General features: G+C 38.5%; 13 protein-coding genes and 1 tRNA gene. 11 read left to right on the top strand and 3 right to left on the bottom strand.

Features of this window, described 5'->3' with window-relative positions; translation table 11 throughout:
* Positions 1–30: 30 nt before the first annotated feature.
* On the top strand, positions 31–1,293 hold the full coding sequence (tyrS, locus tag AC3B6B_RS07965) for a tyrosine--tRNA ligase (protein WP_489758124.1): 1,263 nt from the start codon (positions 31–33) through the stop codon (positions 1,291–1,293).
* A 23-nt stretch (positions 1,294–1,316) separates the two neighbouring features.
* Positions 1,317–2,051: a DUF975 family protein gene (locus AC3B6B_RS07970; protein WP_489758125.1), complete on the top strand. Its 735-nt coding sequence runs from the start codon at positions 1,317–1,319 to the stop codon at positions 2,049–2,051.
* Positions 2,052–2,180: 129 nt separating this feature from the next.
* Here AC3B6B_RS07970 and AC3B6B_RS07975 read toward each other — a convergent pair whose 3' ends face one another.
* A complete protein-coding gene (locus tag AC3B6B_RS07975; RefSeq protein ID WP_489758126.1) occupies positions 2,181–2,840 on the bottom strand; it encodes a metal-dependent transcriptional regulator in 660 nt (219 codons plus the stop codon).
* Positions 2,841–2,936: 96 nt separating this feature from the next.
* On the opposite strand from AC3B6B_RS07975, the gene AC3B6B_RS07980 reads away from it, so the two are divergent.
* The 3 genes from AC3B6B_RS07980 (at position 2,937) to AC3B6B_RS07990 (ending at position 5,584) form a co-directional block, all read left to right on the top strand.
* Positions 2,937–3,452, top strand: a complete 516-nt coding sequence (locus AC3B6B_RS07980; RefSeq protein WP_489758127.1) for an HdeD family acid-resistance protein — start codon at positions 2,937–2,939, stop codon at positions 3,450–3,452.
* A 119-nt stretch (positions 3,453–3,571) separates the two neighbouring features.
* Positions 3,572–5,422 carry a cation:proton antiporter domain-containing protein gene (locus AC3B6B_RS07985; protein ID WP_489758128.1) on the top strand — a complete coding sequence of 617 codons (1,851 nt, stop codon included), beginning with the start codon at positions 3,572–3,574 and terminating at the stop codon, positions 5,420–5,422.
* Positions 5,423–5,511: 89 nt separating this feature from the next.
* A tRNA-Thr gene (locus AC3B6B_RS07990) sits at positions 5,512–5,584 on the top strand.
* Between the two features lie 164 nt (positions 5,585–5,748).
* Here AC3B6B_RS07990 and AC3B6B_RS07995 read toward each other — a convergent pair.
* Entirely contained in the window at positions 5,749–6,450 is a 702-nt protein-coding gene (locus tag AC3B6B_RS07995) for a hypothetical protein (RefSeq protein ID WP_489758129.1), read from the bottom strand.
* Positions 6,451–6,621: 171 nt separating this feature from the next.
* Between AC3B6B_RS07995 and AC3B6B_RS08000 the strand changes: the two genes are divergently transcribed.
* Both AC3B6B_RS08000 and guaA read left to right on the top strand, forming a co-directional pair.
* Positions 6,622–7,293, top strand: coding sequence for a hypothetical protein (locus tag AC3B6B_RS08000; RefSeq protein ID WP_489758130.1), 672 nt, complete (start codon positions 6,622–6,624; stop codon positions 7,291–7,293).
* Positions 7,294–7,312: 19 nt separating this feature from the next.
* Positions 7,313–8,860: a glutamine-hydrolyzing GMP synthase gene (gene guaA / locus AC3B6B_RS08005; RefSeq protein ID WP_489758131.1), complete on the top strand. Its 1,548-nt coding sequence runs from the start codon at positions 7,313–7,315 to the stop codon at positions 8,858–8,860.
* 70 nt (positions 8,861–8,930) lie between these two features.
* Here the strand turns inward: guaA and AC3B6B_RS08010 are convergent, their stop codons facing one another.
* On the bottom strand, positions 8,931–9,479 hold the full coding sequence (locus AC3B6B_RS08010; protein ID WP_489758132.1) for a TetR/AcrR family transcriptional regulator: 549 nt from the start codon (positions 9,477–9,479) through the stop codon (positions 8,931–8,933).
* A 104-nt stretch (positions 9,480–9,583) separates the two neighbouring features.
* On the opposite strand from AC3B6B_RS08010, the gene AC3B6B_RS08015 reads away from it, so the two are divergent.
* The 4 genes from AC3B6B_RS08015 (at position 9,584) to AC3B6B_RS08030 (ending at position 12,502) form a co-directional block, all read left to right on the top strand.
* Positions 9,584–10,231: an HXXEE domain-containing protein gene (locus AC3B6B_RS08015; protein ID WP_489758133.1), complete on the top strand. Its 648-nt coding sequence runs from the start codon at positions 9,584–9,586 to the stop codon at positions 10,229–10,231.
* A gap of 5 nt (positions 10,232–10,236) precedes the next feature.
* On the top strand, positions 10,237–10,890 hold the full coding sequence (locus tag AC3B6B_RS08020) for an HXXEE domain-containing protein (RefSeq protein ID WP_489758134.1): 654 nt from the start codon (positions 10,237–10,239) through the stop codon (positions 10,888–10,890).
* Between the two features lie 95 nt (positions 10,891–10,985).
* Positions 10,986–11,339 (top strand): iron-sulfur cluster biosynthesis family protein, encoded by a 354-nt coding sequence (locus tag AC3B6B_RS08025; protein WP_489758135.1) that lies wholly within the window; start codon positions 10,986–10,988, stop codon positions 11,337–11,339.
* A 230-nt stretch (positions 11,340–11,569) separates the two neighbouring features.
* Complete coding sequence (locus AC3B6B_RS08030) at positions 11,570–12,502, top strand: NlpC/P60 family protein (protein ID WP_489758136.1); 933 nt, start codon at positions 11,570–11,572, stop codon at positions 12,500–12,502.
* Positions 12,503–12,582: the final 80 nt, after the last annotated feature.

A 12,582-nucleotide genomic window follows, 5' to 3' on the forward strand; every position in this document is an offset into this window, starting at 1 on the left:
AGATAAATACTTGCTAAAGGAGTGAGGTTCGTGACTAAAAATATTATTGATGAATTAACTTGGCGCGGTGCCATTAATCAACAAACTGATGCAGAAGGTTTAAAGTCTTATGTTCAAGATCATCAGATTGCACTATATTGTGGGGTTGATCCGACCGGTGATTCGTTACATGTGGGTCATTTAGTAACTTTTATGATTTTAAAGAGATTTCAATTATTAGGTCATAAACCAGTGATCGTTATTGGCGGAGCAACGGGTTCAATTGGCGATCCGTCGGGTAAAAAATCTGAACGTGTTCTACAAACAATGGAGCAAGTGCAAAAGAACCAAGCGGCTTTAACTAAGCAGATGGTGGCTTTATTTGGAACTGATAACTTTGAAATTGTTAACAACTATGATTGGTTGTCAAAAATTGATTTACTCACCTTTTTACGAGATTACGGCAAATTATTTAATGTCAATACAATGTTGAATAAAGAGATTGTCTCTTCGCGCTTACAAGTAGGGATTTCTTATACTGAATTTACTTATCAAATTTTACAGGCGATTGACTTCTTAACGCTTTATCGCCAACATCAAGTTCGCTTGCAAATTGGTGGCGGTGATCAATGGGGCAATATTACCGCGGGCATTGATTTGATTCACCGAGTTGAAGGTAATGATACACAAGTCTTTGGCTTAACTATTCCGCTCTTACTGAAAGCCGATGGGACTAAATTTGGTAAAACGGAAGGGGGCGCAGTCTGGTTAGATCCGAAGAAAACTAGCCCGTACGAATTTTACCAATTTTGGTTTAACACTGATGATCGAGATGTGATTAAGTACTTGAAGTACTTTACTTTCTTAGATCAAGACCAAATTTCGCAATTAGAACAACAAATGCATTCAGCTCCGGAAAAACGGGAAGCCCAACGCGTATTAGCTCAAGAAGTTACCCGCTTTGTGCACGGTCAAGCGGCTGTTGATGAAGCAGAAAAAATTTCAGCTGCCTTGTTTAGTGGAGATTTACTTGCTTTATCTGCGCAAGAAATTGAACAAGGTTTTAGCTCGGTGCCATCAGTGAGTGTTACTGGTCAAATTAGTAACTTGGTGGAATTTTTGGTTGATCAAACCCAAATTGAACCTTCAAGACGTCAAGCTCGTGAAGATATTCAAAACGGAGCAATTTATGTTAATGGTCAACGTCAACAAGACGTTAACTATGAATTAGATCCAACCCAGGCGTTTGATGGGCGATTTGTGATTATTCGTAAAGGTAAAAAGAAGTACACTTTGGTTCGCATCCAAGGGTAGTTAGAAAGTATAGGTAAAAAAGATTGCGACTTCCCCAAAATATTTATGAAATTAAGCGTCAAGCCCGTCTCAATTTAGCGAAACATCCGCGCAGTTGGTTGTATTTGGGATTAGTACCAACTCTAGTATTAATATTGATTATTTATTTAATTTTTTGTTTAGCCGTAAAAATAACTAATCAATTACCTAGTGGGTTAGATTCACAGCAATTATATCGTGTTGTGCAGCAGTTCGTTAGTGCCAGTCCTAAATTATTATGGTATAGCCTTGAAGCACAATTAGCTTACGCTTTAGTAGCGATTGGCACTCAGTTCGCAGCTTTAAATTGGACGCGTGGTCTGAATTATAAAGGCGGCGTATCGCAAAGTTTACAAGTCTTTTCGGGAGTGTATTTCTTTCGCGTTTTGTTTTTATGGTTGATTTGCTATGGTATTTTTGAATTAGGCTTGCAACTATTATGGATTTTCGGGCTTTATTTTAGTTATGGTTTACGTATGGTTTACTTTATCCTGAAAGATCTTTCTCAAGTTCAAAAACTATCTTGGACCCAGACTTTGAAAACTCTTTGGTTTAGTTGGCAAATGATGCGGGGCAATAAATGGCGGTTATTTATGTTGGATCTGAGCTTTTTAGGCTGGGATATACTGAATGGTTTAACTTTCGGGTTGACTAACTTATATGTAGCACCTTATAAAGCAGCTAGTTATGCCGCCTTTTATCAAGATATTTTGGCTGTTCGCATGAAATCTCAATTTTAGCTGAATAATAAGTAACAAAAAACAATACCAGAAAGGACCATTAGTCTGAACTGGTATTGTTTTTTTGTATTCATTGTATGAAGTGCGCCGAGTAATTTGAAGAAATACTTAATTGGTAAGCAACCTTACTCATGCTTCATCAACTGGTTCGACAAAAATGTAATTAGCTAATTTTTGACTTAAAGAAATCTTTTGTTGCTCATCAGTAATGATTAAAACTGAGTGATCAAAGCTGGAGTGTTCCGTAACGGTAATGACTTGGTTTAATTTTAAGCCTAAGCTAGCAAAATGTGCCAAAAAGTCGCGGTTATCAAAAATTCGCACGATTTTGACGGGCAGATTAGGTTTCACCTGACTTAAAATGAGATCATCGGCATCGGTTTCGCCTTGACCATTGCCCGGAATGATACCGCCGTGTGGACACTTTTGCGGAAAGTTCAAATAACGATTTAAAGCAGCCGTCATTTGGGCATCAGTCGCATGTTCTAAAGCATCGGCCTCCGGATGAACTTCCACTAATGGATAGTGTAATTTGTCAGCTAAAAAGACTTCCCAAAGTCGATGTTTCTGGACTAACTTTTCTGCTAAAGCTTGACCTTTGGCAGTTAAGGCAATGGAATTATATGGCGTGTGCTCGATAAAACCATTTTGACTGAGGGTCAAGAGCATTTCAGTAACGGATGGGGCACTAACATTCATCATGGCTGCCAAGCGCTTATTCGTAACTTTTTGTGCGCTTTGCTGTAATTCAAAAATGTTTTTTAAATAATTTTCTTGACTGGGTGACAAATTCTTGCTACCCCCTATAATTTAGGATACTATGCTCATTATAAAGTGTTCGTAAAAAACGTGCAATTTAATTTTAAAAATCGAGGCGAATAGTTGATGAAGACCCGGAAGTTTGATTTCTTTAGTCTAATTATTGGAATATTTTCTTTGTATGTTGGCTACTTGATTATGAGCCATCCTCTGACCGGCTTATTGTCCATCATTGTCGTAGTTGGTATTTTTGCGTTCGTGCGTGGCATTTATCAATTATGGTTAAGCTACTGCTTGAGGAAAGTGACAAAACGGCAGACGGGGTGGTTAATTTTTGCAGCCATTGTAGATATCATTTTGGGCATTATCTTCTTATTCAATTTACCATTGGCAGTTTCTACTTTAATTTATATTTTTGCCATTTGGTTTATTGTTGATGGTCTGGCAGAAATTAGTATCGCTCCTTTATACCATACTATGGGCAAAAGTTATCATTGGCTAATTATTGGGCTGGCAATTTTGAGTATCGTTGCGGGCGTCAGCTTATTATTTCGTCCAATGTTAGCTGCCATATTGATCGTGGCGTTGGCGGCAACTTATTTCTTTGTCGCTGGTATATTAGAAATCGTGGAAGCTTTTTAAATTGTTAATGAGACTACCGACAGTTGACAATTCATAGTATAATTAATGCTGTCAATTTTGCTGTTTCAGCAAATCATTGATGGTACTACATATTAGTCAACAGAGGGGTAGTTATTAGCATGGATCTTTCATTAGTTATTGTGGCGTTGGCGGCTTTTTTGACACCAACGATTTTGGCGCGGTTCAAAGTTTCTTTGATACCGTCTAACATTGCGGAAATTATTGTCGGGGTGATTTTAGGCAAAAGTTGTTTGAATGTGATTCACATTAATTCTGTTTTAGATACGCTCGCTACTTTGGGAACCATCATGTTGTTGTTTTTAAGCGGGATGGAAATTGATTTTTCATTATTTAAAAAACCGGAACCGACCACCACTTTAGAAATTAAGCGGGCCCAAACAGCAGACAATGTCTCACCATTAAAAACGGCAGCCATCGCTTATGGCTCAACGTTAGTGGCTTGTATTGTTTTAGGAATTTTATTTGCCGTGGGTGGCTTGTTTAAGGACGTTTTCTTATCATCAATCTTATTTGCGACAGTTTCTCTAGGCGTCATGATTGGAATTTTAAAGGAAAACAATTTATTGGGTAATACGTATGGTCAAACGTTATTATTGTTTGGTGTCTTAGGAGAAATTATTCCCTTAATGGGGTTGACGATTTTCTCAGCCATTAAAGGTGGCCATGGTACGACTCTGTGGTTATTGTCCTTAGTTTTTCTAGCAGCAGCCTTTTTGTTAGCACGTTTTCGGAATTTCTTTAAAAGTGTCATTAAGCTCAATAAATCGACGACACAACTAGATATGCGCTTTGCCTTTTTGGTAATTATTATTTTGGTAGTGCTCGCTATGTCGGTAGGGGCCGAAAATATCTTGGGGGCCTTTTTAGCAGGAATTGTGATCAAACTTTTGGAGCCACAGAAGGCAACGGAAGTGAAGTTGAATGCCATTGGCTACGGCTTTTTAATTCCCTTTTTCTTTATCTTAACCGGAGTTAAGTTGAATTTGATAACATTATTAAGTTCGAAAAAGACTTTAATTTTGATTCCACTATTATTAGTGGCCTTCTTAGTAGCTAAATTACCAGCTTATTGGAGCTTCAAACGTCTATTTTCTAAGTCGAACGCGATCGCGGGAACGTGGTTAGTGGAAACGACGATGACCCTAGTGATTTCCGGCGTAGCCATTGCGCAAGATATTCACGCTTTAACTAGTCAGCAAAGTGGCGCTTTTACTTTGGCAGCGATTATCACTTGTTTACTGGGACCGTTATTGTTTAAGAAATATTACCAACCGCAAGAACAAAAAGTGACGAAGACGAATGTGCATATTATTGGCACAACTGCGTTGGCAGTAGCTGCCGCTCAGCAATTGCCGAAAGAATGGTATGAAGTGGCGCTTTATACCAACCATCAGGATAGTTATGACACATTTAAAGCTAGTTATGACATTACTTTACTGCCAGACTTAGATGTTTCCAAATTAATTGCCGCAGGCATTTTTGATACTGATATTTTGGTGATTTCACACATTCATTCGAATATTAATTTTCAATTAGCGTTAGCGGCTAAAAAATATGGTGTCCCGCGAGTCTTGGTTCGATTAGATAATCCAGATCCTGATAAATCTGGCACGATGGCCCAAGAATTGACGCAAGCTAATGTTGAGTTCTTCAATACCTTTGATGTGGGCGCAGGCGTTTTGCGTTCAGCCATTGAATCTTCACGAATTTTACCGTTAATTACTTCGAAGCATTCACGTATCTTTGAATTTAAATTGGTTAACCCTAATTTTGCTGGAACAACAGTGGCGCAATTGCCGAAAGATGTGGTGGTCAGTCGCATTATTCGCAACGGCAAGCCGTTAATTCCACATGGCGAAACGTTGTTGCAGCAAAATGATCACTTAATTTTGACGGGACCATGGGAGTCGATTGTAAAATTACGGACGACTTTGGGTGAACAGAATTAAGGACACGGAGATAAAAATAAATTTGCGATAAATACAAATTGGGCTTGGCAAAGAGGTAATTGTTTGCTAATATAAATAAGTGCTCAATTGCCATCTTAGCTCAGTAGGTAGAGCGCCACCGTGGTAAGGTGGAGGTCGTCGGTTCAAACCCGATAGATGGCTTATTATGTAATAGGATGAGATTTTTGATCTCATCCTATTTTTGTATTTAAAAGATGCAACTCCTAACTTAGTTGAGCGGGGCTGGATTATACAAAAAAAGATTGCAACCAAAGTTGTTTCAAACTTGGTCACAATCTTTTTTTAAACGGCATCAATTTAACTAATTATTTAAGCACACCGATACTTAACTTCTTGCCTTGAACAACAGCGGTTACTTGGTAATGATTCAACTTCTGATTTTGTTGTTGTCCTTTATTACTTTTAGCTTTTTTAACGAGGTTATTCAAGTCAGCCCGTTTGATCTTCAACCCACTGGCAAAAGCATTGACGTTAGCTTTGACTTCGTTACTCTTATAATCGTTGAAAGTTAAAGCAACCCGATAGAGGTTCGTTCCATCACTGAGCATTTTATAAGTCGTTGTTGGACTAAATAAAAGCTCCATTGGTTGATTTAATTTTGGCAATTTAGCAGCCATCTTAGCTTGTAGTTGCTTTGAATTATTAAAGTTATTAGCAAAATCTTGTAAGGATAAAATCTTCTTCGGCTTTTGCACCGTTACTTTAATTGGCTTTTTCAAAGCTTTGCTTTGACTAACTTTCACTTGACGCTGTTTAGTTGCTGCTGGTAAAGAAATCGTATACTTATCGTTTTTGACGGTCACACTTTGCTTAGGATTATCTGCAACTTGGTAATAAACTTTGCTACCTTTGTTGGAATTACCCGTAATTTCTTGTTTAAAAACTTTAGTGCCCGTAGTATTGTGTGCGCTAAAGGGCTTATTATCTGCGCTATTATTTGAATTGGAGCAGCCTGCTAATAAGAATGCAAAACCTGCCACAGCAACAGTTAATTTTTTATTAAACATTGTTGTTCTAACCACACTTTCATTTTATTTGTTAACAATCACATTATAGCAGTTTTTCACGTTTAGTCCTATGATGAGTCACAAAACTTTTGACTTTGATAATTAAGTTGTAGTCGCGACTTTGATAATGGTATAATTCGCTAAGGATAACTGTTACAAATGGAGAATAATATGAATGTTTTAAAATCACCAACTTTACGTGGAACTTGGTATGTCATCTGGTTAATAATGGTTGTAATTTCGCAGCATTTGGAACAATTAAGTATTGGTAGTAAGTCGATCCGTTGGGCTTATGCCGTGCTTTTTTTGATTGTTTCAGCATTTTTTTTGTTAATGATGGTTGGGCGCTATCGCCATGAGCAGCTATCGTTTGAAGGCTCAGCCCCCAACTTATTCGAAGGATTGGGGTTGTTTTTTGGCTTTGTGACTTTTATAGCGCTTATCATTGGTATTTTCTTATTTCTGATTAGTTATTTAAAAGCGCAAGGGCGGTTACCATCATTAAGGGTCTCCTCAGACTATCTGGATCGGGGACTGTTAGTTTTTTGGTTTGACTTGTTGGCCTCTGCTTTTATAGTGGCTGTGGAACAACAATTTGTTGTCACGGGCTTTTTCTTTAATTATTTCTTTCGAGAAAATACTTTAACCAATGCTTTATTAGGCATTATTATTAGTGGTATTTTGTATGGACTACTGAATATGGAAGTCTTTCATTTTATTAATTTCTTTATTTACTGTGCAATTGGTTGTTTATTAGCCGTGGTTTATTTAGCGACACAAAATTTTCAGATTAGTTTGTTATTAGGAATTTTTGTAGCTATTTTACGAGTGATTTTGATTTAAAAAAGGGAGACGTGATTGCATGACAGAGTCGAAGCAAGTTGATAGTATTTTAGTTTTAGATTACGGTAGTCAATACAATCAATTAATTACCCGGCGGATTCGTGATATGGGAGTTTATTCCGAGTTATTACCACACACCATCAGTGCGCAGGAGATCCAGGCGAAACAACCGCAAGGTATTATCTTATCTGGGGGTCCCAATAGCGTTTATGATCATGATGCTTTAACGATTGATCCGCAAATTTGGCAATTAGGGATTCCCATTTTGGGAATTTGTTACGGTATGCAATTGATGATGCATGATCTGGGGGGGCAAGTGCAAGCCGCAGGCAAACCAGAATATGGTCGGGCGCAAATTGAAGTTTCAGATACCACGAATTTATTATTTGCTGACTTGCCCCAACAGCAATTTGTTTGGATGAGCCATGGCGATCGGGTGACCCAAATCCCGGAAGAGTTTACGGCAGTAGCCGTGAGCGATAGTACCCCGTTTGCCGTAGTTGCTGATACCCAACGTCAATTTTATGGTGTCCAGTTTCATCCGGAAGTGCGTAATAGTGAGTATGGCTTGGATATTTTACGCAACTTCACATTTCAAATTTGCCAAGCTACGGCTAATTGGAGCATGCAAGATTTTATCACTGAACAAATTGCTAAAATTCGTGCCACAGTGGGTAAGCGCCGAATATTATTAGGCTTGTCTGGCGGCGTTGATTCTTCAGTGACTGGTGTCCTGCTACATAAGGCCATTGGTTCACAATTAACTAGTATCTTTGTCGATCATGGTTTGTTACGCAAAGGTGAAGCGCAGGAAGTAATGGCGAGCTTAGAGGGTAAGTTCGGTCTGAATATTATTAAGGTTGATGCCCAACAACGGTTTATGGACAAATTAAAAGGTGTTACTGATCCAGAGCAAAAACGGAAAATTATTGGTAATGAATTTATTCAAGTTTTTAATGATGAAGCACGTAAGTTAGATGGCATTGATTTCTTAGCGCAAGGTACTTTGTATACTGATGTAATTGAAAGTGGCACTAACACGGCGCAAACAATTAAGTCCCACCATAATGTCGGTGGTTTACCTGAGGATTTGCAATTTACCTTGATTGAGCCCTTGCGGACGTTATTTAAAGATGAAGTGCGTGAACTCGGCGAAAGATTAGAGATGCCCCACGATTTAGTTTGGCGGCAACCATTCCCCGGCCCCGGACTGGGAATTCGAGTTTTGGGAGAAGTCACGGCGGATAAACTCCAAATTGTGCGGGACAGTGATTGGATTTTACGCGATGAAATTAAAAAAGCGGGTTTGCAGGAATCGATCTGGCAATACTTCACCGTGTTACCAGGTATGCGCAGTGTTGGTGTGATGGGTGATGGGCGCACATATGATTATACTGTTGGTATTCGCGCAGTAACTTCCATTGATGGCATGACAGCCGACTTTGCCCAAATTCCGTGGGCCGTGTTAGCCAAAATTTCTACGCGCATTACGAATGAAGTCGACCACGTTAACCGCGTCGTGTATGATATTACTTCTAAGCCACCAGCAACGATTGAGTGGGAATAAAATTTGTTAATCTGTTGAATAGAAAAGGCAATGTAATCAGTTATTTTTGATGACATTGCTTTTTTGATTATTAAGTCAAATGTTGTTTAATATCTAAGGCAATTTGCACCATTTCAGTGGGCGACTTGGTAGCACCGCGGTTTAACCAATTAATTAACATCGCAAACATACCCCCAATGGCAAAATTTTGTAAATAACTGGCGTTGTCCGTGGGAAGGTTAGCTAAGGCACTCTGTTGTAAATTATCTAACCAAGAACGTTCTAACAAATGAAGTAATTTATTTTTTTGTAAGAGTAACAAAATTTGGCGATGTTGTTGCCAAAAGTTAAAAAAGTAAAAAACAATTTCAGTAAATTGTTGGTGATCTTCTTGGGCTAATTGACTGAATAAGGTACAAGTTAGCTGATTCAAATAGGTCATTAAAACATCTTCTAAAGATTGAAAATAATGGTAAAAAGTCCGGCGGGCATAACCGGCTTTGTTGACCACATCAATGACTCTTAAAGAGCTAAAAGAATGATCTGTTAATAAAGCTAATAATGCGCTGATAAAATCGGCCTGCGTTTGGCGGGCCTTAGTAGTTTGTTTAACAAGATAAATTGGCTCATTATTTGACAATTGTGCAATTCTCACTCTCATTGGATTAAGTTACTATGCAAAATTATTTGCAGTTATTATAATCTAAAGTGACTAGCTAAACAATAACGAGTGAGGCATCAGAAATGAAGCGATTAGTTCAACATTGGTACCAATGGGCAGTTTATGTGGCAGGTTTGTTGACTGTCATTTTGGTTTGTGGCGACTGGACATTGCTGCAACAAACGTTATTGGCTTCTTTAGTAGTTTTACATCTACATTTTTATGAAGAAATGGGTTTTCCCGGTGGTTTTCCCTGGATCGGGATGAAAATTGAATTGCATTTAACTGATGATGATTCTCGTCAGTGGGATTTAAATCAAGCTTCATCATTTTTTGGCAATGAATGGTTCGCTGTGGTCGTGTACCTTTTGCCATTATTTGTACCACAAGTTCACTTTTTAGCATTGGCAGCAGTGATTTTTGCTTTTGCAGAAATTGCGATGCACTTGTTTTATTTCAATTGGGCCATGAAAGTTTGGTATAATCCGGGCTTATTAACTGCGTTATTGGGACTATTACCTATTTCGGTTAATTATTTATGGCGTGCGATCTCACAGGGGCAATATTCATGGCTCGATTTAGTAATGGCTGTGATTTGGATTGCCTTTAATTATTGGGTCGCTTTTCGTTCGCCAATCTATAAAAAGTTAGGATCGCTGAAACAATATTCTTTTACTACTGAAGAAGTGAACCGTGCGCAGTATTATATGAAGAAAATGAATAAGGAGTAATAGCAATGAAATTTTTATGTCGACACTGGCAGCACTTAGCTGCAATAATGTTTGTGGGATTGGCGTTTTATATGGGTTTTTGGGGTGGCCGTCAATTAAACACTCTGCAAGTTTTTATGATTATGAGTCTGATGGCTTTATTAGCGCACCAATCTGAAGAATACATTTTGCCTGGTGGCGCAGCCTTAGTGATTAATTTAGGAATTTATCATGAGCCGCAGAATTATCGCAATTTCCCGGGAAATACTTTATCCTCCATGTTAGTTAATGTCATTTCATGGTTGTTTTACTTGTTAGGAATAATTTTTCCCCACTGGATTTGGTTAGGACTAGGGATTATGTTCTTTAATTTGATTCAATTACCCGGGCATGCTTTGATGATGAATAAAGCGTTAAAGACGTGGTACAATCCGGGCATGGCTACCGCGATTTGTTTGTTAATGCCAGTCAGTGTGGGCTATTTTATTTATATTGTAGAAAATAACTTGGTGGTGCCATTAGACTGGTTGTTAGGCGTTGGAGTATTGATTGTGGCAATGGTTGCAATTATTGTTTTACCAGTGCAGTTACTCAAAAATCCTAACTTACCATACAAAGTCGCAGATTGGCAAGTGCAACAATATCGTAAAGTTAAAGCTTTTGCTAGCTGGCAAAAGTAACTCTGCTTAACAGATTATAATTCTAATTGCTTGGCAATTCTCCGCTTTTTAACTATCATAATCAATGAGGCTCAAAGGAAAGGGAGTTAAGTAGAATGTTTTTACAAGTTGATTCAGCTGCACAAACTAAATTGCAACCGTATTTGGATGATCCAAATGCTTTGATACTATTAAACTTTGATGACGGAGTAAGTGATTATTCGCATACGCAAGCTAGTTGTACCTTAAATGTGAACTTTAACTTGACTGTGATTCAAAAGAGTGCTGATCATCATGATTTTCAACAGATGTTAACAACCTCGGTCGGCGACTTTTTAATCAAATCTTATTCACAGGACTTTTTAGACGAACAAATGCAATTAAAAGCTACCGCCGGTGGTGTTTTACAGTTGACCGGGGCGCATGCGGGGATGATTGCTAGTCGCGTACCAGTTGTCGATGAACGTTAACATTTAGGAGTACCACTTACTTAATCTTAAACAAAGTACGTGTAATTTTTTAATTACGCGTATTTTATTTTTTAAATAATTGCGACTATTGCAACACTGATGGAAATTGACAAATTGCTTTGTAGCATCTTAAGAAATTCTTAAACATTTTGCTTCACATTTGGCACAATTCGTTGTAAATTAGTATTAGTAAATTACAACAGGAATTGAGTGGAGATAAGGGATGATTTATGGTGAAACAATTGAATAAAGTTTTAGCAGCTGGTACTTTGATGGCGGCTGGTGTAGCGGCGGTAACGACTCAAACTTCACCGACTAAAGCTGATACTTACAATGCCAAGATTGCCACAACTAATGCGCAAACGAGTACGGTTAATTTATATAATAACCAAGGGCAAGTAATCCCTAATCGACAACTACCGGCCAATACGCAATGGCGCGTTGGTAAAGTTGCTTATTTTCAAGGTGGAAGTCAAAACTTACAAAATGTTTTGATGTATCAGGTTGCACCTAACGAGTGGTTACGCGCTCAAGATAGTTCTTTAAACGTCACACCCACTAACGTAGTGACTAAGAATTTGGATACCGGCGTGACAACACCAGTCAGCCCAACACCAGTTACTAATGCTGCCAGTGTGACCAATACTCCTGCCACCACTGCTACGCCAGTTAATAATGGTGATGTAGTGACAACGGCTAAGAGTATGCTGGGTTACTTTAATTATGGTGCGACTCATGGTATTGGTAACATCGGTTCCGTGGCCAATCCTAATCCTAATGGTGTTACCGATTGTTCTGGTTTTGTTTGGCTAGCTTTAGCCAAAGCCGGTTATCGTGTTCCGGCTAATATGGGTTGGTACACACAAACCATGGAAAACGATGCTAAGGGTGCTCACCAATATTTACAAGCGATTGATCCTAGTCAAGCTCAAGCAGGGGATATTGTTATTGTTAATACCAATGATGGCTTTGGACAAAATGGACATACTGCGATATTAGAAGGACCGTGGCAGAATGTGACACCTGGTAGTAACATGACACCAGTGATTCAGATGGGTGGTCGCACTACTGCTAAGGGTGTTAATGAAGATGGCTTTGCTACGTCATTTTTGAGTTTATTACAAGGTAATTATACGTTAACGATTGCGCGGCCAATTCGTTAAAATTGCTAAAATATTGGAAATTAATCAACCGAATAGTAATAATCTTCACTACGTTGGTGAGCCAAGGTAATTGAGACTTT

It is taken from the genome of Bombilactobacillus sp. ESL1197 (assembly GCF_058107145.1).